The 19425-nt window shown below is 42.2% G+C and carries 21 protein-coding genes and 1 riboswitch; of the genes, 5 read left to right on the top strand and 16 right to left on the bottom strand.

The features are described 5' to 3' along the window. Position 1: 1 nt before the first annotated feature. Positions 2-1366 (bottom strand): alanine/glycine:cation symporter family protein, encoded by a 1365-nt coding sequence (locus tag ABS301_RS04925; protein ID WP_349671153.1) that lies wholly within the window; start codon positions 1364-1366, stop codon positions 2-4. A gap of 103 nt (positions 1367-1469) precedes the next feature. After that, a riboswitch (glycine riboswitch) is annotated at positions 1470-1564 on the bottom strand. Positions 1565-1738: 174 nt separating this feature from the next. After that, positions 1739-3616 carry a proline-rich domain-containing protein gene (locus ABS301_RS04930; protein ID WP_349671154.1) on the bottom strand — a complete coding sequence of 626 codons (1878 nt, stop codon included), beginning with the start codon at positions 3614-3616 and terminating at the stop codon, positions 1739-1741. A 199-nt stretch (positions 3617-3815) separates the two neighbouring features. Here ABS301_RS04930 and ABS301_RS04935 point away from each other — a divergent pair, with 199 nt between their 5' ends. Next, positions 3816-4709: an alpha/beta hydrolase gene (locus tag ABS301_RS04935; RefSeq protein WP_349671155.1), complete on the top strand. Its 894-nt coding sequence runs from the start codon at positions 3816-3818 to the stop codon at positions 4707-4709. A 54-nt stretch (positions 4710-4763) separates the two neighbouring features. Here the strand turns inward: ABS301_RS04935 and ABS301_RS04940 are convergent, their stop codons facing one another. Beyond that, a complete protein-coding gene (locus ABS301_RS04940; RefSeq protein ID WP_349671156.1) occupies positions 4764-5714 on the bottom strand; it encodes a ferredoxin-like domain-containing protein in 951 nt (316 codons plus the stop codon). 123 nt (positions 5715-5837) lie between these two features. Between ABS301_RS04940 and ABS301_RS04945 the strand changes: the two genes are divergently transcribed. Then, on the top strand, positions 5838-6716 hold the full coding sequence (locus ABS301_RS04945) for a LysR family transcriptional regulator (RefSeq protein WP_349671157.1): 879 nt from the start codon (positions 5838-5840) through the stop codon (positions 6714-6716). 30 nt (positions 6717-6746) lie between these two features. Here the strand turns inward: ABS301_RS04945 and ABS301_RS04950 are convergent, their stop codons facing one another. Further along, positions 6747-7595, bottom strand: coding sequence for an MBL fold metallo-hydrolase (locus ABS301_RS04950; protein WP_349671158.1), 849 nt, complete (start codon positions 7593-7595; stop codon positions 6747-6749). Between the two features lie 148 nt (positions 7596-7743). Between ABS301_RS04950 and ABS301_RS25785 the strand changes: the two genes are divergently transcribed. Further along, entirely contained in the window at positions 7744-7800 is a 57-nt protein-coding gene (locus tag ABS301_RS25785; protein WP_502877950.1) for a 4Fe-4S binding protein, read from the top strand. A gap of 47 nt (positions 7801-7847) precedes the next feature. Here the strand turns inward: ABS301_RS25785 and ABS301_RS04955 are convergent, their stop codons facing one another. The 7 genes from ABS301_RS04955 to ABS301_RS04985 form a co-directional block, all read right to left on the bottom strand. Then, complete coding sequence (locus ABS301_RS04955; protein WP_349671159.1) at positions 7848-8831, bottom strand: helix-turn-helix domain-containing protein; 984 nt, start codon at positions 8829-8831, stop codon at positions 7848-7850. Positions 8832-9036: 205 nt separating this feature from the next. Then, positions 9037-9795, bottom strand: coding sequence for a DUF3307 domain-containing protein (locus ABS301_RS04960; RefSeq protein ID WP_349671160.1), 759 nt, complete (start codon positions 9793-9795; stop codon positions 9037-9039). A gap of 7 nt (positions 9796-9802) precedes the next feature. Further along, a complete protein-coding gene (locus tag ABS301_RS04965; protein ID WP_349671161.1) occupies positions 9803-10477 on the bottom strand; it encodes a SatD family protein in 675 nt (224 codons plus the stop codon). Between the two features lie 80 nt (positions 10478-10557). Further along, complete coding sequence (gene yaaA / locus ABS301_RS04970; protein ID WP_349671162.1) at positions 10558-11304, bottom strand: peroxide stress protein YaaA; 747 nt, start codon at positions 11302-11304, stop codon at positions 10558-10560. Next, positions 11305-11757, bottom strand: a complete 453-nt coding sequence (locus ABS301_RS04975; protein WP_349671163.1) for a peroxiredoxin — start codon at positions 11755-11757, stop codon at positions 11305-11307. A gap of 116 nt (positions 11758-11873) precedes the next feature. Then, positions 11874-12776: a DMT family transporter gene (locus ABS301_RS04980; protein ID WP_349671164.1), complete on the bottom strand. Its 903-nt coding sequence runs from the start codon at positions 12774-12776 to the stop codon at positions 11874-11876. Between the two features lie 28 nt (positions 12777-12804). Further along, positions 12805-13623 carry an AraC family ligand binding domain-containing protein gene (locus ABS301_RS04985; RefSeq protein WP_349671165.1) on the bottom strand — a complete coding sequence of 273 codons (819 nt, stop codon included), beginning with the start codon at positions 13621-13623 and terminating at the stop codon, positions 12805-12807. Positions 13624-13855: 232 nt separating this feature from the next. Here ABS301_RS04985 and ABS301_RS04990 point away from each other — a divergent pair, with 232 nt between their 5' ends. Beyond that, the gene (locus ABS301_RS04990) at positions 13856-14317 is read left to right on the top strand and encodes a LytTR family DNA-binding domain-containing protein (protein WP_349671166.1); all 462 of its coding nucleotides are present in this window, start codon (positions 13856-13858) and stop codon (positions 14315-14317) included. A gap of 20 nt (positions 14318-14337) precedes the next feature. After that, on the top strand, positions 14338-15054 hold the full coding sequence (locus tag ABS301_RS04995; protein WP_349671167.1) for a LiaF transmembrane domain-containing protein: 717 nt from the start codon (positions 14338-14340) through the stop codon (positions 15052-15054). Positions 15055-15115: 61 nt separating this feature from the next. On the opposite strand, the gene ABS301_RS05000 is transcribed toward ABS301_RS04995, so the two are convergent. Genes ABS301_RS05000 through ABS301_RS05020 form a run of 5 tightly spaced genes read right to left on the bottom strand, consistent with a single transcriptional unit; the run spans position 15116 to position 19423 of the window. Continuing rightward, positions 15116-16060, bottom strand: a complete 945-nt coding sequence (locus tag ABS301_RS05000; RefSeq protein ID WP_349671168.1) for a molybdenum cofactor synthesis domain-containing protein — start codon at positions 16058-16060, stop codon at positions 15116-15118. Between the two features lie 12 nt (positions 16061-16072). Then, positions 16073-17053: a GTP 3',8-cyclase MoaA gene (gene moaA, locus ABS301_RS05005; protein ID WP_349671169.1), complete on the bottom strand. Its 981-nt coding sequence runs from the start codon at positions 17051-17053 to the stop codon at positions 16073-16075. Further along, positions 17050-17538, bottom strand: a complete 489-nt coding sequence (gene moaC / locus ABS301_RS05010) for a cyclic pyranopterin monophosphate synthase MoaC (protein ID WP_349671170.1) — start codon at positions 17536-17538, stop codon at positions 17050-17052. The genes moaA and moaC overlap by 4 nt, the downstream gene beginning before the upstream one ends. A gap of 29 nt (positions 17539-17567) precedes the next feature. Beyond that, the gene (locus ABS301_RS05015) at positions 17568-18551 is read right to left on the bottom strand and encodes a hypothetical protein (RefSeq protein ID WP_349671171.1); all 984 of its coding nucleotides are present in this window, start codon (positions 18549-18551) and stop codon (positions 17568-17570) included. A 38-nt stretch (positions 18552-18589) separates the two neighbouring features. Continuing rightward, positions 18590-19423: an HAD family hydrolase gene (locus ABS301_RS05020; RefSeq protein ID WP_349671172.1), complete on the bottom strand. Its 834-nt coding sequence runs from the start codon at positions 19421-19423 to the stop codon at positions 18590-18592. Positions 19424-19425: the final 2 nt, after the last annotated feature.

A 19425-nucleotide genomic window follows, 5' to 3' on the forward strand; every position in this document is an offset into this window, starting at 1 on the left:
ATTATTTCATGATATCTTCTCCCCTGGCAGCTCTGGCTACGATACCAGAGGAGGCTAACAGTGCGATCAGGTTTGGAAATACCATGAGTGCGTTAAAAAGGTCAGATAAATTCCAGACAAGCTGAACCTTTAAAAATGATCCAAGCACCAGGAACAGTACAACGATCAACGCATATACCCTGGTTGCTTTCGGTCCAAAAAGTGCTTTCACATTTACCTCACCAAAAAAGTACCAGCCAATGATTGTTGAAAATGCGAAAAACAGGAGACAGATTGCAACAAACGCATTGCCAAAGGAACCAAACGCCTGACTGAAGGCTGCCTGGGCGAGGGCTGTTCCCTGAGGCGCTCCCTCTACCCCCGGTGCCAGTTTGCCGGACGTGAGGATTACAAGAGCAGTGAGATTAAGAACTACAAAGGTATCAATAAATACAGCCATGATCGCCATGACGCCCTGATCCTGAGGTTTCTCTACCTTTGCCATTGCATGGGCATGAGGCGTTGAACCCATACCTGCCTCATTGGAAAAAAGCCCTCTGGCAACACCATAACGCATCGCTTTCTGAACTCCGATTCCGGCTGCACCGCCAAGAAGTGCCTGGGGGCGGAATGCTCCGATCAGAATGGATTCCAAGGCAGGCAGGAGTGCACTGCGATTTATTACCAGTACAATCAGACAGCCGATGATATAAAAGGCAGCCATGACCGGAACCAGTTTTTCAGTCAGAGAAGCAATTCGTTTTACTCCTCCCATAAAGGTAAATGCCGCAACTGCAGCAATAACGATACCAACAATCAGGGGATCCAGACCAAATGCGGTGTGAAACGCCAGACCGATGGAATTAGCCTGAACCATATTACCGGTAAACCCCAGTGCAAAAATGATTGCCAGAGAGAAAAATACAGCCATTACCTTACCGGCAGTTCCTTTAAAACGGGCTCTGATATAATAAATCGGACCCCCTGTCACTTCACCGTGGGAATTGACAGTTTTATATTTTTGAGCCAGAACAGCTTCTCCATAGTTGGTCGCCATTCCAAAAAAGGCACTGAGCCACATCCAGAATATTGCTCCAGGTCCTCCGGAATAAAGTGCTGTCGCACAGCCTGCAATATTACCCGTACCCACCTGGGCTGCAATTGCCGTAGTTAATGCCTGAAAGGAGGACATTCCGTCTTTGCCGGCATTTTCGCCATTCAGCTTAAAACTGCCGAACATCCGCTTAAATCCTTCTCCAAATTTTCTGACCTGTACAAACCGGGTGCGGACAGTAAATAAAATTCCTGTTCCAACCAGCAGATACAGTAAAATACTGTTCCAGACAATGCTGCTGACTTTATCAACCAGCTGTGTAAATTGTTCCATGTGATAGACCCTCTCTTTTTGTTTACTAAAAAAAGCCAGACCATACGGGATGATTTGGCTCTGAAAGCAAACAAATAAGGGCATCACTGCCGCTAAACGTTTGAACTTAAACTCTGTCCTTTTGCCTGAGAGATTAACGCGGTTTCCCGCGCCTTGCACCTTCGGCACTCATTCATGAGATTCTCCAGAGCCACATCCATTCATAGTCCTTATCCGGTACTCCGGATGCCTGAGAGTGTTACTCCTTCGGCAGACAAATCGTCATTTTCCTACGAACTTCGCTTGTTGGTTTTTTACTTTTTCACTTTATCACATTAACATAGGCTCTTAAGAATGTCAAGTCTATGCTTAACATTCTATCCTCTATATACTTCACTTTCTTTTCTTTCTGTAAGCAAAAACGCCACCGAAGCCAATAATGGCACAAACCGATGCGAGTACTGCCAGAATACCAGCCGGACTATTTTGAGACGTTTCTTCCTGGTTTCCTGCCTCGCTTTGCGTTTCAGACTGGCTTTCCGCTGATGTCTCAACTTTGCTATCCTTTGAAATGCCATTCTCCCCAAATGTAGTGGAGATTCCATAATACTTGTCAAATTCAGATCTGTCTGTATAGGAAGTACTTAAAGCATTGCAGGTGTCTGTTGTTATTGTCTCTGTATAAGTTCCTGTTACAGTCAGAGTCCGGGAACCAGTACCGGTTACCACCGTCTTTCCATTTGCAACAATGGTTACTGTCTTTCCATCTTCATCTATAATTGAAGCGCCTTTTTCGGCGTTTAAATTACTTATTTCACAGTCTTTTATAACTACCCACTTGGAGGTACTGTCCAGATTGACGGTGACAGGTGCCTCTGTTGCCTTTGTATTGACCGAATTGGTCTGAATTACGGTTGAACCGGTGTAGGTTGTATTTTTCAGAAGATATAGTTCCAGGCTGCTGATGGTATCAACTGAAATTGTTCCGTTTAGAGTCTGGTTTAATCCGGTAAATTTCACTTTTGATCCATTGCTTCCGGCAGTTCCCCAGTTATTGGAATCATTGCCTTCCACAGTGAGCAGACCTGCATTATCGCTGTCAAAGTCCAGTTGTGTATTACTCAGCACAATATTGGCTTCTGTATTGGTACTATAAAACATGGAACCACTTTTTACTGCACTTTTTAATGTGGAATCTGCTGCTTCAAAGGTTGCCGCTTCACCAGTAGAGGCTTCCGCATCTCCTGATGTTGACTGATAGATAATGATTCCGTTTGCAACCGGATCACTGGCTGTTTTACCTGTATTGGTACTGGTAAGAGCGGAATGGTAGATCCTGATTGTATTAAGCCCTTCCATCCCTGCAATCTGACTGGAGGCCGACGAACCGGTAACGTTATCAACCTCAATATTACCTGTGGAATAAAGAAGAGGAGAACCGGATCCTTCCGTAGATAATGTACTGTTGGTAACGGATATGGTTCCGCCTCCCCGGTCTGTAGCGATTGCTGCACTATGATCTCCCTTGGTGGAAATATCCATTAAATTTGCTATAATCGTACCTCCATAGGTAGCGTCCAGACCTCTGGAATTGCCGGCAGAAGTAGAAATCTGATTGTCATTGGCATAGATCACAGCATGATCGGTAGAAAAGATACCGTTGCTGCCTTCACTGTCAGCGTTTAAGGAACTTTCAGATATATATGCCTTCGAATCACTGTTTACCCCGAGTAGAATGGAATTCAAACCGTAAAAATTACAATTGTCTCCATTGGTGTCATCACCGGATTTTTGTAGTGTACCCTTTGTAATGGTTAAAGTTCCTCCGTTCTGAACCAGCGCAGCGTTCTGGTCTGCATCCGAAGCAGTGATGGCTTCTTTCTCTGAGGAAACCGCTTCCCCGTCAGCAACCAGTGCTGCCGTATAACTGCCCTTATAGTCAAATGTCATCGTATCTGCACCTCCCATTCCTCCAGGAGGGGCCTGATTCATGTCAGCGGGCTGCTGGCCCTCTGATTTTTCTTCTCCCTGTGGTGGCTGACCGGCAGGAGCCCCTTCCGGCGGCTGCTGACCATTCTCAGGGGGTTGACCCGTTGGAGCTCCTTCCGGCGGCTGTTGACCTCCGGGGCCTCCTGCTGGCGGTTCTGATGACTGAGTTGTTTCCTGTATTGTATTTGCAGCATGAATCGTTACTGTCTGTGACGTCATTGAAACCACCATTGTCATGACCAATATTCCAGCCATTGTTTTATTAAATCTGTTAAAATGCATATTTCCTGCCTCCTCTAACCTTTTGACTTTTAATTATGAAAATATTGTATATTACAAACCTGAAACACAGCTTAAATAATTATTTACATTCTGTGAAAGATTTGTGATAATTCAGTGTCTCTGACCATAAAACTGGTGATTATCAACGGAATCTGATACAATGGTAACAACAATATTTTTAATGAGAGGAGCTGTCATCTTGATTATTCAAACCCACAAATTTAATGAAACTGCCGGATTTTTTACCACATACCTGATCGAGGATTCCAAAGAACTCTTACCTGGTAAAAAACGTCCGGCAATGGTAATTGCTCCTGGAGGAGGCTATCTGTTCACCTCTGACCGGGAAGCAGAACCGATCGCATTTAAATTTTTATCTATGGGATATCATGCGGTTGTCTTAAGATATACAATTGGTAATCCAGAGGAAAACCGAATAGGCGTCGCCGACACTGCGTTAAAGGAACTGGCTCAGACGGTCCGGTACTTAAGGCAGAATTGCGAACGTCTGCTCATCGATCCTGATAAGATTGGGATCTGTGGTTTTTCCGCAGGCGCTCACCTTGCTGCCAGCCTTGGCGTACACTGGCATGAAAAAGAACTGGGAGAATTTCTTTCGCCCAAAGCGGCCAGCCCGGAAGAGATCCGGCCAAGCGCAATGATTCTTGCTTATGGTCTGCTGGATTATCAGGTGATGAAGGAGAAATCGGCCGAAGTGGCACAAGATGAGTTACAAAAACAGATGTTTGATTTTATGAGCCGGGCAAATGTGGCTCTGACCGGGGAGAAAGAGATCACAGAGAATGTGATCCAGACCTTCAGCCCCTCCCGCTTTGTCTCTTCTAAAACTCCGCCCGCTTTTTTGTGGCATACCTCAGAGGATGGGGTGGTTTACTCCGAAAATTCTCTGGTATTTGCCCTTGAGATGGCCAGACACCATGTCCCCTACGAACTCCATATTTTCCAGGAAGGAGAGCATGGACTGGCTCTGGCAAATCAGGTAACAGCCAACACTGCAAACCAGATATCTCCAGAAGTTGAGACCTGGTTCCAACTTGCTGGTGCATGGCTGAAAAAACAGCTCCCATTCTGACAAACTGTCGGGAGCTGTTAAAATCGCAAATCTAAATGCATGGAAACCGGATGCTTAGCTGGTTGCCCCGCCCACCAGATGCAGCTTTGCATCCAGTATTTCCTGCTTTCTGCTTAAAATATCATCGGTAAGAAGCTGTGATTCAACGTTCTCAAACCCAATCCGTTCAATGGAATCTGCAAACCGCTCTCCAGCCTGCCCCTGCTCCCGGAACAGGAGAATGGTCTTTTCGACGACTGACAGTACTTCCTCTTCGCTCTTAAAAATCCTTGATAGCGCTTTTCCATGATTTATCTTTTTTCCCCATCTTCCACCGATATAAACGCGAAATCCGGGTATTCCCTTCTCAGTTACTCCAAACGGGCATTTACCGGTACAACGTCCGCAGTTGATGCACTTCTCCGGATCAATGCCAATCAGTCCGTCTGAAAGTTTTGCCGCTTTCATGGGGCATGCAATCTCAACCTGGCACTTCCTGCATCCACGGCACAGATCTTTCTTCGCACACGGAATCAATTGTCCCACAATACCAATATCATTTAAATTGGGCTTTACACAGTTATTGGGACAACCTCCCGTGGCAATCTTGAATTTATGCGGCAGCTTTACCGTATGATAGCCCTTGTAAAACCGTTCATGTATTTTTTCTGACAAAGCAAACGTATCATATAGCCCATACTGACAGGTGGTTCCCTTACAGGATACAACAGGACGCACCAATGCTCCGGTTCCTCCGGTCTCTAATCCAGCTTCAGCCAGATGGCTGCGAAACTCCTCTATGTCATTAAAATGAATACCTCTGACTTCAATGCTTAAACGAGCTGTAAATACCACATCTCCATTGCCATACTTTCTTGCTGCATCCGCAATTGCAGCAATCTGATCCGCCGTAATCTTACCATTTACAGTAATTACACGACCGTTAAATAAATCCGTTCCCTTATTATTTAAAAAGCCAAGCGCTTTCACCCTCTTGATCTCATCTGGTTTTAATGTACATTCCATAATTTTACCACTCCTGTTTTCTGTTATTGTCACTATCATAACACTTGTTTTTTTAACCGTAAAATAGTATTATCTAAAGCATGATATTGGTTTTTTCTATACCAGATGATGGGAGATGGTAAAATGGCCACGTTAAAACAACTGAAAACATTTATTACAGTGGCGGAAACATTAAAAATGAGTGAAGCGGCCAAACGGCTCTATGTGTCCCAGCCTACCGTAAGTCAGATTATTGCAGATCTGGAAAAAGAATATGAAACCACGTTTTTTAAACGATATCCCAAGCGGCTGGAGCTGACACCTATGGGGAAGCTTTTCTGGGACAGGGCTTTAAATGTATTAAACAGTTACGAAACATTAAATCAATCCATGAAAAACTCTGCTGTACTCCGCCCGCTGCGGGTGGGAGTTACCTTAACCATCGGAGATACCATGATCAGTGACATGATACAGAGACTGCAAAAGAGCCATCCGGACATCTCATGCTCTGTATATATAGAAAATACAAAGATACTGGAACACCGCCTGATTCACAATGAGCTGGATATCGCACTAGTGGAAGGCGTGATATTAAATGAGAAGATTCATACAGAACCAATTATGGAAGACGAGCTGCAGCTGATTTACAGCATAGACCATCCTTTTTCCGGAAGGGATGTGATCAGAGCTGAAGATTTATACAACTGTGAATTTATACTGCGGGAAGTTGGCAGCGGAACACGCTCTATCTTTGAAAACCTCATGCAGACCCGGCATATTCCTTATAGCGTTAAATGGGAATCCTACAGCGGATCTGCCATACTGGACGGTGTTGCCCGCAACCTTGGCATCGGAGTCATCTCCACCCGCTATGTTAAGGGATCTTCCCGGTCTGAAGTGATCCATGCCCGTCCCATAAAGGACATGCCCATGAACCGCTACTTTTATCTTTGCTATAATGAATGCCACGCCTTTAACTCCCAGATGGCTGATTTCAAGGATGCCGCAAAGTCCATGAGATAGACAGTCTGTGGGAGTTTCCTGCTTTTCAGCCTATGGGAATTCTATTTTCATTCCATCATAGGCAAATTCAATTCCTTCATACTGTCTTTGCAGCCTAAAGTAATCGTCATAGGATTTTCCCCAGTCTTCTTCTAAATGGGTGATGATTACTTTTCCTATCTGATAATTCTTTTTTAATGCAACAATCTCATCCATAACAAATAATTCTTTCCGTAGAATATTTGTTTCATCAAGTACAAACCCATCCTTTAACTCATCTCCCACAATGGTATTGCCAATAATTAAAACATCGGCTTTATAAAATAGCAGGTGATCTGGGAATGGTTTTACATCGCAGGGCGCATAAATCACTTTCCGCTCTTTATCCTTTATCACAAAAACGGTTACAATCCCACTTTCATCAACCGGGACAAATTCGATCTGAATTCCGTTTTGTTCCAGATGGTTCATATTTTTGACTTTTGCCAGTCCCATCTCTTCATAATATTCCAGCATGGAACCATATTTACTGCACTGACTCCTCAGTTCCTTTATAATCTCAGTCATGGCACCTACAATCAGAGGCTGGCTGCAGGTTATCCCCACAGACTGGGCAAGCCAGTCCATTTTTAATTGCTCAATCACCCTGATTCCCATGGTATGATCCGGGTCTGCGTGGCTGAACAATATGGTATCAATTGCTTTCACATCAGCATGGTTTAATGCTGCATTGATGTCTTCCGGTGTATCAATTAATAAATTTAGATCTTCTAAATACAGGCTGCATCCACATCTTGCGTATGGAACTCCTTTTGTCCTGGCCTCCTTGCAGATTCTGCATTGGCATAATGGTCTCGGTATGCTGACGCAGCCGCCTGAACCGATTATTTTGATCTTCATGTTGTCACCTCCTGGTATTGAAAATTTTTCTCTTTTCGTGTGACGTTGTTACAGACATAATGCCCCCTGTCCCTCTGTCCGTATCTGTCCGGTAGGAGCCTTAAAGCAAAACGGATTTCAGGCTCCCACCGTTGATATGGAAGCCTGAATACGCTGTGGCAAATGTACCAGATTTTGTCCTATGAACGCGCTGCGGCTAGCCTGATTTACTTATTTTATTATCATTGGGACTTAAGAGTAATCCTTATGATATCAATCTTTTTTCAATGCCCCGGCAATTCCCAAAACAGCTCCATACAAAACAGCTGCACTTGGCCAGATAATCCAGGTCTTACCCCAGTCTTCAGTTAAAAAACTGATCCCCAGATAAACTGCAGTCACAATACACCAGTAAATAGCCGGTACACGTTCTTCTTTTTTCTTTTCCACCTTTTTGCCTTCTGCATAATCTCCCTCCTGAAGAAGAATATGAAAACAGGCTTTCTTCTCTCCCGCAACTATGATCAGAAAAACAGCTGCGGAAACTATAACAAACAATACTAACAGACAAATCGTCTGAATATATCCAGAAGCACCTAAAGAAGATGCAATCAGCAACGGGCATACGGAAATGATGCATAGAAACACACCCGTAACCGTATAGAGACGGTTAATCCCTTCATATTGTGCCATTTTTTTGCGTACTATTGCTTCTACTCCATATTCCAGCTGAAATACTTCTTTATTCAGATGCTCAAATGCTTCCATCTTCATCCCGTTTAATATGAAAAATACCGTAGAAAGTCCTACAATCAGAAGCAGAACAATGACACCGACACCCCCTGCCATCCCTTCGCTAATCACATTTTCTTTATATTCTGCCAATGCCCCAAGATAAATAAGAACAACCGGAGACAGGATACAGGCTGATACAGCCCCGGCTATCTTCTTCGATGCTTTGATCTTATTTTCCATAAATTCGTTTGCAACTTCCATGGTGATACGTCTTCTTCCATTTTCACCATCGGCATTTCCGGGTAATGCTGCCGGTAAGTCTTCTAACTCCTCCTTCAGCAGATAATCGGTCGATACACCAAACAGCTGACTGAGTTTTAAGATTCGTTCCAGATCCGGAATGGAAGCCCCTGACTCCCACTTTGAGACCGACTGCCTGGATACCTCCATCTGGAAAGCCAGTTCCTCCTGAGACCACCCATTTTTCTTTCTGAGTTCCATAATTTTTTCTGCTAAAATCACAATGATCCATCCTCTCATCATTCATATTGGTCATACGCCCATCCTTAGCTTTCTATTGTTTTATAGTCTGAAAGAAAGCGAATAATGTCCGTTGACTGCCTCTATTATAAGATTTTCACCGGTTGTCAACTACCAAGTGCACTGTATGATCTGACAACCAGCAGTTGCAATTTGCAAAAACAGAGGTAAAACGGATGGCTAAGACTCAGATTATCAGAAAACGGGAACATAATATGGCACCAGCAGTACTCATTAACGTTCCAAGCAGATAATATTCTGCAAAATCCTGATCTTTGGATATCCGGTCATACCTGGCTATGGATTTCGCTGTTAAAACAAGCCCTGCAGCCGAATACTGTCCCCGTGAAATCAAAATCAACATGATGATTCGTTCCAGTGTGCCAATCAGCCTTCCTGCATTGCGGTTTCGTTTCATTTCCGCCGTCCTGTCAACAGGTTTATAGATCATAAGCATTTTCTGAATCAATAAATTCATGGGTTTATGTACAAGGAGCAAGGCAAGAATCCAGGCAGCAGTTAACTCGAAGGAAATACCGGCTATATCAAAAAAGTCAGTAACGATCTGCCACTTCCAGGTCTGAAAATGCCAGTAAGCCGGAATATAAGAAATGAATAAAAGACTTATCATATGAAAAATCTGATCCAGGCAAAATATATTTCGTTCCTTTTCCGGTGTTTTTTTCTTTTGACTGGTCAAAGACCTCAGAGAATAAAACTTGCCCGAATCGATCATAAAATGACAAAAGCCCGCAGTCAGACTAATATAAATCGCACTTCCTGGCAAAATCACCAAACTGGTTAAGGTCATGGTCCCTAAATAAGCGAGACAATGGATCAAAACCCAAAGGAATCTGCTCTCTTTCTTTTTTGCAGTCTCCTCTGCCTGTGTATAAAAATCCCCCAAAACGTGCCCTAACAGGAGCACCATCATATATTGTTTCAATTTCTAATCACCCAATTTCCCCCAATGCCTTTTCTACAGTATCAAACGCCTCTTCATAAGCATAGTAATTTCCTGTCACCAGAACCTTGCTCACTGTTGGCTGCTTAATATTCAGCCTTTTTGCTGTTTCTGTCTGGTTGTCCCGATGTTCCAGCATATCCTGAATAATTTCTCTCTGACGTTTTGTCCACGAAGCTTTTAATGCCGCCATCAATCCAAAAATGGTGTTTATGAACATCTGGGGCTCCTGATTTTCTCCCTCCACCTCAAGTCGGATATCAGAAACGCTACTCTGCTTTCTCTTTTCATTTTCCTTTAGATATTCAATGGCAGCCCTCGCTTTGTGGTACCCCGGTCCATCCGCTCCGATTGCCATATACGGATTGATCTTAGTCGTAATCTCTCCCACACCGATTCCAAACCGCAATTTCACGGGATCCAGTCTTCCTTCTATTCTTGAAATAATCTTCATCACACTGGTTCCGTTTAATAATAAACCCTGAAATTCATCCCCCAGAGTAATCATGAATCTGGAAGCGATATCGTCTGAATAGTGATCATTGATTTCATTCAGCACCATTGCCAGATTTTCCTGGACCTCTTTTCTGTTTTTAATTGCTTTGGATCCCTTTATATCTCCTATAATTGCAATATAGGGTTGATAATTGATTAAAAAATACATACCAATACCTCCAATATCTTTAATTGCATTATATAACCTTTTTCGGCTATAATCAACAATTATTCATCAATTGGGCTATATTATCCACCAATAACAAAAGTCATTTCTGTCTCAGTGGATAACTCCTCTATGTATCGGTACCCCAATGCATTAAATTTCTTTAACTGTCTGACCTCTGTCACATTGTTCTCTGCCATAAACCGAACCATCTCTCCCCTTGCCATCTTGGCGAGAGTCCCCTTCTGTTTTATCTTACCATGAGCCAGTTCTCCAAATATACATGTGACAAATGTATCAGCAGACGACAAATATGGCTTCACCGCCTGAGAGTACTCCTTAGATGCAAGATTTATTATAATATGTTCTTCCCCTGCCAGTTCTTTATAGATTCTATTGTCCCAGAAGCCGTATAAATCCCTGCTGTCAGCAACAGCCATACGCGCCTGCATCTCAAGACGGTATGGCACTACTCCTTCAAAGGGAGATAAGATTCCATAAAACCCGGAGAGAATCCGCAGATGGTCTCCGAGGTAGTCAAGTGCCTGCCTGGACATAATCAGAGGCGCCATATGCTGGTATTGAAGCCCCTCATAGGCCAGTACTGCGGGAGTTATGTTTTTCTCCAGGTCCATTTCAGCAAATCGCCTGTAATTTAATCCTGCAAGCTGGTCGTTGCAGCCCCATAACGTCTTCACCTCATCATAGGACATCTTTTTAATTTCTTCCCAAAGAATTCTGGTATGATCTAATAAAACAGGCAGCCCTGTTGTGGCCATGGAATCGGTATCCACATTCATTTTTTTCGCTGGTGATATTATGATCTTCATTTAGATTTCCTTTAACATCTGCGCTGGATTCTCAGCCGCCTTTACTTTCCCCAATGCCTTTTTTATCACTCCCTGTTCATCAATCAGATATGTGGTTCGAACCACGCCCATGGTCTTTTTTCCATACATATTCTTTTCCTGCCACACATCGTAAGCCTGAATTGCAGCCAGCTGGGGATCAGAAAGCAGAGTAAAAGGCAAACCATTCTTCTCCTCAAACTTCTTATGAGAAGCAACGCTGTCTTTACTGATGCCGATCACAACTGCATCCTTTTCTAGAAACTGGGGATAAAGCTGCGCAAATCCGCATGCCTGACTGGTGCAGCCCGGTGTCTGGTCTTTTGGATAAAAATAAAGAATCACTTTCTTTCCCCTGTATTCATCTAATGTATGGATTACTCCATTCTGGTCCGGTAATTCAAATGATGGTGCTTTTATTCCTGTTTCTAACATCTTTATTCCCCTTTCCGTCTGTCTGCTCTTATTATTTCCAACAGTATGACATTCCATTTATGTACTTATATTATCATGAACAGGGAATTTTGTAGATAGAAAAGTTAAAACCACTTCTATTTATTCTGGCGTCTGACCGGCAACTTTATTTCTGAAATAAATAGTCCTGCCAGTGTAAGCAGGATTCCAAGCACGGCTGTACCTGTAATTGTCTCGTGAAGGATCAGTACGGATGTAATAACAGTAATAACTGGAACCATATAAATATAGACACTGGTTTTTACGGCTCCCAGTATTTTCAGTGCATAATTCCAGGTTACGAAACAAATGGCAGATGCCCCAAATCCAAGAAATATGATGTTAAACAAATTCACCGGTTTTATAATCTGATCAATGTCCGGCTCAAACTTAAATATAAATAATACAGGCATCATAAACAGTAAGCCGTAAAAGAAAATTCTTCGTGTCACTGAAATGGTGTGGTAATGATACCCGCTGATTTTCTTTGTAAGTACGGAATAAATGGCCCATACCACAGCCGCCAGCACTGCCAGTATATCTCCCATTGGATTTAATTTCAATTGACTGCTTCCGTTAAAGCTGATGAGAAATATCCCCCCCACTGCCACTGCAAACCCAATAAAAAACTGGGCTCTCATTTTTTCTCCAGCCAAAAGCAAATGGGCGAAAATCGCAGTAAAAAACGGTGCAATGGAAATGATAACGCCAACATTTGAAGCCAATGTATAAGTCAATGCTATATTTTCCAGCAGAAAATAAAGGGTAATACCACATAATCCTGCTCCTGCAAAATACAGTTCCTGTTTTCTTTCCTTCACCTTCAGGCGGTGGGGATATAACGCGAGTAAAGCGAAATAACCAATTACAAATCTTATAAATAATATTTCTATGGGAGTAAATGCCTTTAAAAGTATTTTAGTCGATATGAATGTGGTACCCCAGATAAAAATTGTAAATAATGAAAACAAATGTCCCTGAATCTCTTTCTTTCTGTCCATGAAAACCCTTTCTTTTTATCAGTCAGCATCAAGTATCTTTAAATATTTTACTATACTGCTTTGGTGTAAGTCCAATGTAGCGTTTAAAAAAGTTGGAAAAATGGCTTTGATCACTGAATCCGGTCTGTATCGCTGCCTCCACAGGCATGGCCCCCTGCTCCAGCAGCTTCTTGGCCCTGTCAATCCGTATGGTTTCCAGATAGCTGTAAGGAGAGATTCCCTTTTGCCTGGTGAATGACCGAAGCAGGTAGTATTTACTCAGCCCTGTCATATTACAAAGATCATTGAGAGAAATATTTTCCATATAATGAGACTCCAGAAATTCGCAGACCACCGTTGCCTGCGTGCTTTGCACCATTTGTTCTTTTGGCAGATGCTGCTTTGTGTGTTCTTCGACCAGCTGCCCCAGAAGAAAGAAAAAAATCTCCTCTTTTTTAAAATCCGTTTCTTCCTCCATAATTATCTGATGAAGTTCCTTTAGTATCACAACCAGTTCACTGTGAAAGATTACCTGAGACGTGAAATAAGGCAGATACTCTCTCCCGGTTATCTCAAGCATTGCCTTTTTCATAATTTCAGGCTGGATATTAATACACCGATAATCAAACGCTTTTCCGTTAATCTGCTCGCAGGCATGATTATCCCTGGGATTAAACAGTAATAAATCTCCTGATTCTACGGTGTAATCCTTGTTTTTACAATGCAGATACCGCTGGCCGGCGTCAATGAACCCAATTACGTAATAATTATGAAAGTGGTTGGGAAAATTTTGCATAATACCCTGAAAATGATAGGCCTCAACATTTAATTCCCCATCATATTTCACAGTCCGCATTTCCTGCTTCATAAACGGGTCCCTCCTTTCTCTCCTGTCTCATGCATAGTATAACATAGATGGTAGCTGCTTTCTTGTATGATATTGCCTTTCACTGTATAAAAATACACCTCTTACCGCCAATAACCCACCACTTGCCTGAAACATATTTACATAGCTGTTATTTTCAGATAAAATTAGCACATATTAAAAACAGGCGCCGGCAGCTGACCAGAACGAACAGGAGGATGGATATCACTTTATTATGAAAATTCAAATAGAAATTGATACAGCTTTACAGGAAAGTGAATTGTGTATCCGCTGTCCTGAAATCAACGAGGAGATTACCCTGATTCAAAAAATGATTTCGGAACTGGATAACAGCCAGACACAGATGATTTTCTATCAAAATGATACGGAATTCTATTTTCATGTAAGCAGAGTCCTGTTTTTTGAGACTGCAGACAAGGGCATCTTTGCCCATACAACCGATGATGAATTTCAGGTAGAATATAAGCTTTATGAACTGGAAGAGCTTCTCCCCCCTTATTTTATGAGAATCTCAAAATCCACCATATTAAACACCACAAAGGTTTACAGCATCACACGCAGCCCCACCACCTCCAGCAGGGTGGAATTTCAAAACTCCTATAAAAAGGTCTATGTATCAAGAAACTACTATAAGCTTTTAAAATGGAAGCTGGATCACCAGCACATGGAACGATAAAAAAGAGAGGTAAAATCAATATGCAAAAAAATAGATTATTTTGGGGAATTATGTTTCTCCTGGCAGCCGCATTTGTAATAATCGGAAAACTGGGCTATCTTGGCAGTTTTAGCCCGTTTTCCTTAGTTTTCACTGTATTTATGCTGGCCATCATCGCGAAAAGTATTCCGCGGTTAAATTTTTCAGGAATCTTATTTCCAATTGCATTCCTGTGTATCACCTATGACAAGGTTCTGGGGATAGAGAGTCTGACCCCCTGGACTGTCCTTGCAGTAGCACTCCTTGGAAGCATCGGATTGTCGTTACTGTTTCACAAGAGAAGCCATGACTGGTATAACCATCATCACAAATACAACAGCTTTCATCAGGACCCACAGGTGGAAGTAATTGATGTTGAAGACAATGACCATGTAAAACAAAGCACTACGTTTGGATCCAGCACAAAATATATAAACTCAGATAATTTTAAACAGGCGGATTTAGACTGCAGTTTTGGCTCCATACAGGTTTATTTTAATAAAGCACACGTGGAAACAGAGGCCATTGTACGAATTAGCGGTAACTTCTGCGGAATCGAACTTTATGTTCCGAAAGAGTGGAGGGTGGAAAATGAGATCGAATCCGTAGTCGGTGGAGTCAGTGAGAAAGGCAGAGGGTTTGTCACCAATAATACTGCTCCTGTATTAAAACTGGTAGGAGAACTTAATTTCGCAGGAGTGGAAATTATTTATATCTGATGAAAACAAAAGTAGCTCCGGTCACCATGGCCGGAGCATTTTTCATGTATACTGTTTCATATTATCTGGCACAATTGTCTGCGGTGCCGATCAGAATTTTCAGACCGTGTTCCAGTTCCGTAATCACATAGGTAAGGCATTCTTCCACTGCTTTGGGACTTCCTGGCAGATTTAATATTAACGTTGATTTCCGGATTCCGCAGGCTGCTCTTGATAACATGGACCGCTTTGTGATCTGCAGGCTGTAAGCTCGCATTGCTTCCGGAATTCCAGGCACCATACGTTCGGCAACCTTTTGGGTGGCCTCAGGCATACAGTCTCTTTTGGAGAAACCAGTTCCACCGGTTGTCAAAATAAGATCAGCCCGGTTGTTATCGCAAATATATTTCATCTCATCACATAACATGGTCATGTCGTCAGGGAGAATTGTCTGATGAACGACTTCGTATCCATATTCTTTCACAATGCGGCAGATAACAGATCCGCTTAGATCTTCCCGTTCTCCCGAAAATCCGGAATCGCTTGAGGTTATTACTGCCACCCGTAATTTATCTGTCTTTGGTTTTTCTATACTTTCATCCAATACGGTCAGATCATCCCCTTCCCGAATGATACCTCCTGATAACACACGGGCAAATACTCCCTCTCTCGGCATGATACAATCCCCCATTTTCTGATAGATCTCACAGCCGGTATGGCACTCTTTTCCAATCTGGGTAAGTTCTAAGAGAACGTCATTGCATTGAAATCTGGTGCCTACCGGCAGGGAACGAAAATCAATTCCATCTACAATCAAATTTTCACCAAAGGCGCCTTCTTCCAACTGGGCACCTTTTTTTTTAAATGCTTCAATCTTTTCATTGGACAGCAGGCTGACCTGTCTGTGCCATTTTCCAGCATGGGCATCTCCTTTTATTCCATATTCTTCTATGAATTCTCCGCAGTGTATATTTTTCTTCTGAGTCCCTTTTTTTTCGCTGATGCAGACTGCAATAATTTTTCCCATGGGTATTTCTTCTTATCCTCCTATTTTTGACATGCCGTCAGTCTCATAAATCCCCTGTGGATTATCTCCTGTAAAATTGTGGCTGACCGGCTTTTCATAAATTGTCTGTTTCATCATCTGCTCCAACACAGAATCTTCCACATTGGTTCTTAATAAAGTTTTCAAGTCTGTTCCATGATCGTATTGCAGGCAGGTTTTTAAATACCCCTGGGAAGTAAGCCTTACCCGGTTGCATTCATTGCAGAATTTATGGGATCGTGCACTGATAAAGCCGATCTTGCCTTCAAACCCGGACACACTGTAATAATGAGCCGGTCCGTTTCCAATTACTGTGTCCACAGGTTCTAAATGCCCATACGATTCTTTAAGAACTGCAATGATGTTCTCTTCACTATAATAGGAAAAACTTTTTCCTAACCCAATTGGCATCATTTCGATAAACCGAACCCCCAGCCTGGAATCCCTGGCCAGGCCTGCAATTCTAATAATATCTTCCTGATCTGTATCCGCAAACGGGACGCAATTAATCTTTACCTTTAAATTTTGATAATTCAGCGCTTTTTCTATTGCAGACAGTACATCTGTTAAAGCATCTTTCCTTGTAATCCGCTTATACTTTAACGGATTCAGAGTATCCAGGCTTATATTAACGCCGTCCAATCCAGAAGCCATCAACTCCGGAAGGTACTTTTCCAGTAACAGACCATTGGTTGTTAAGGTAACTGTTTCCATTCCGTCCAGCGCTTTCAGCTGTCCAATAAGAACCGGAATATCTTTTCTTACCAAAGGTTCTCCGCCGGTTATCTTAACTTTATTAATACCAAATTTTAGAAAGCACCGGCAGAGTCGCACAATCTCATCATAGGTCAGGATCTCTTCGTGGGGTATAGAGGGCACTCCTTCCTCAGGCATACAATAAATACAGCGAAGATTGCATCTGTCTGTTACGGATATTCGGATATAATCGATCTTTCGATTCCATTGATCTTTCATTCCAGGTCCTTTCCGTTAAAAATATCTCCGCTTTTTCCTCCGGTCTTTTTCTCAAGGAAAATATCCGTTATTTCCATATTCTTATCAATTGCCTTGCACATGTCATACACCGTAAGCAACGCTACCGTAACTCCTGTGAGAGCTTCCATCTCAACACCGGTTTTTCCTTCCGTTTTGACCAGGCATACAGCCTGAATACCACCTGCCTCTTTATGAACCTCAAAGTCAATCTGGCATTTGTTTATTGCAAGAGGATGGCACATGGGAATGAGGGAAGAAGTGTTTTTTACTGCCATAATTCCAGCTACCCTGGCTACACCAAGAACATCTCCCTTTTTTACTGTATGATTTAAAATTGCTTCCATGACATCAGCATTTACCTTAATCCTGCCTTTTGCAACCGCAGTACGGGCAGTGATGTCTTTACTTGATACATCTACCATAACCGCATTGCCATGGTCATCAAAATGTGTTAATTCTCCCATTTTATTACCACCTCATCTTCTGGATTTTTTTATTTTACATGGCGCCGCAGCCGGACCCCGTGAATATTCATTACTTTCATCACCACTGCATCTGGCACTAATTCATAAAGTACATGATCAATTTCCATAAATGAAACTCCTCCTACTGCTTTTACTTTACAAATATGCCCGTTTGATTCCAGCCTGTTTTTAACGTCTTCCACTCGTTCCCAGGAATCAGGGAACATTCTTTCTGTTTCTATAAATATCGATTCACTTCTTACAAGAATAGGAATTCTTGACACAATCCCGCTGCCTATGGGTGTTTTTGCCAGTTCTTTCTTATAAGTAAGAATTGCCTTCCATGTTCGTGGGAACGATCCCTTTCCTTTAATAGCGAATAATGCTTCAACAAAATTATTTTTATTACATAATTCTTTGATCATTTCATCTATCTGATGGACTTCTTCCAGCGTAAATATCTTTGACAGATCTCCGCTTTGCTTTAACAACCAGACAAGGCTGATGTTCTCATCCGTAATCGCATCTTCTTCAACAATCATTTTTCTCAACTCATTTACTGTGTTCTGATATTGTAAATCATCTGACCTGTATTCATTTATTTTTACTCCAGATGTCTGATAATACAAATCACATTCCAATAGTGACGGAATGATATCCATGAGTTTTTCCGACACCATTCCATCAATCAGTTTTTTATAAAATTTATTTATTTCTTTTACAGGCATGTTCAGAGAACGACTTACCAGATTGGATAAGGAATCACTATTTGTTCCATTCGCCTTCCAAATATCAGATACCGCCTTTTCATATTCATTCAATTCTAAGGCAGAATCCTGTTTTCTGCAATCATATTCCTGTGCAGAAATAATTTTTTTACACACAATAAAATCCAGCAAAAGAGCTGTCACCATACACCGCTCTTTCAGGCTGGTAAATGATGTTGTTTTTTTCACCCGTTCCCCATTGAAAGAAATGAGTGCAAATCTTCTCGTTAAAGATAAATTACACATGTTACATCCCCCTTGTTTCATACTTTACTCACAACATATTATATGAGATTCAATCTTGAAAAAGCATGATACAACCCGTCTTTATCCACATCGTCTGTAATAAAATCTGCCACTTTTTTGATTTCATCTCCACCGCTGCCCATTGCAACACCATACCCGCAGGCTTCCAGCATGGGTATATCGACTTTTGCATCTCCAAATGCGATGGTATCTGATCTGTCTGCATTCAGATAATGCAGCAAATGCTCTATGGCATTTCCTTTCGTAATCCCCTTTACTCCCAAATCACCAAAGAGAGCTTCTTCTCCTCTTCCGCCCCATGTTCCAGATTCCAGATCGGGAAATTGCGCTCTTGTATTCAGAAAATCCTGATATGAATGAAGCATATAGCTGACTTTATTTAAATCTGCCCGGTATAATTCTTCTCCGAAAATCATATCCGGAAATATAGTTCTAACCGTAACATTTTCGGCACCGGCGATTCCTTTCCTTCGGGCATATTCCTTCAGGGATTCATCTGCCCTTGATTCAAAGTTCTCGCTGGCAAACAGTCCGTTATTGCTTTCCAAATAAAATTCCAGATTCCTGCCATGCAGCCAGTCAACAATTCTCTTGCATTCCTCTTTTGAAATTAACCGGTTCAGAACCACAGTTCCATGATCCTCCACATAACTTCCATTCCCACCGATCATGCCATCCAAACCAATATCCCAGATATCCTGATAGATTTCCGCTTTGCTGCGTCCCGTACAGATGTAGACTCTGTGTCCGTTCTTTCTTGCTCTTCTGACCGCTTCCACAGCCGAATCCGGCAGATTGGTCTCATAGTCCACCAATGTTCCATCTACATCAATAAACAGTATTTTCCCCATGA

Source organism: Lacrimispora sp., from assembly GCF_031982545.1.
In the GTDB taxonomy this organism is placed as follows: domain Bacteria; phylum Bacillota; class Clostridia; order Lachnospirales; family Lachnospiraceae; genus Lacrimispora.

Coding starts and splice junctions, on each gene's coding strand:
- ABS301_RS04925 (WP_349671153.1), bottom strand. CDS start 1,366: ATGGAACAATTTACACAGCTGGTTGATAAAGTCAGCAGCATTGTCTGG.
- ABS301_RS04930 (WP_349671154.1), bottom strand. CDS start 3,616: ATGCATTTTAACAGATTTAATAAAACAATGGCTGGAATATTGGTCATG.
- ABS301_RS04940 (WP_349671156.1), bottom strand. CDS start 5,714: ATGGAATGTACATTAAAACCAGATGAGATCAAGAGGGTGAAAGCGCTT.
- ABS301_RS04945 (WP_349671157.1), top strand. CDS start 5,838: ATGGCCACGTTAAAACAACTGAAAACATTTATTACAGTGGCGGAAACA.
- ABS301_RS04950 (WP_349671158.1), bottom strand. CDS start 7,595: ATGAAGATCAAAATAATCGGTTCAGGCGGCTGCGTCAGCATACCGAGA.
- ABS301_RS04965 (WP_349671161.1), bottom strand. CDS start 10,477: ATGTATTTTTTAATCAATTATCAACCCTATATTGCAATTATAGGAGAT.
- yaaA (WP_349671162.1), bottom strand. CDS start 11,304: ATGAAGATCATAATATCACCAGCGAAAAAAATGAATGTGGATACCGAT.
- ABS301_RS04975 (WP_349671163.1), bottom strand. CDS start 11,757: ATGTTAGAAACAGGAATAAAAGCACCATCATTTGAATTACCGGACCAG.
- ABS301_RS04980 (WP_349671164.1), bottom strand. CDS start 12,776: ATGGACAGAAAGAAAGAGATTCAGGGACATTTGTTTTCATTATTTACA.
- ABS301_RS04985 (WP_349671165.1), bottom strand. CDS start 13,623: ATGAAGCAGGAAATGCGGACTGTGAAATATGATGGGGAATTAAATGTT.
- ABS301_RS04990 (WP_349671166.1), top strand. CDS start 13,856: ATGAAAATTCAAATAGAAATTGATACAGCTTTACAGGAAAGTGAATTG.
- ABS301_RS04995 (WP_349671167.1), top strand. CDS start 14,338: ATGCAAAAAAATAGATTATTTTGGGGAATTATGTTTCTCCTGGCAGCC.
- ABS301_RS05000 (WP_349671168.1), bottom strand. CDS start 16,060: ATGGGAAAAATTATTGCAGTCTGCATCAGCGAAAAAAAAGGGACTCAG.
- moaA (WP_349671169.1), bottom strand. CDS start 17,053: ATGAAAGATCAATGGAATCGAAAGATCGATTATATCCGAATATCCGTA.
- moaC (WP_349671170.1), bottom strand. CDS start 17,538: ATGGGAGAATTAACACATTTTGATGACCATGGCAATGCGGTTATGGTA.
- ABS301_RS05015 (WP_349671171.1), bottom strand. CDS start 18,551: ATGTGTAATTTATCTTTAACGAGAAGATTTGCACTCATTTCTTTCAAT.
- ABS301_RS05020 (WP_349671172.1), bottom strand. CDS start 19,423: ATGGGGAAAATACTGTTTATTGATGTAGATGGAACATTGGTGGACTAT.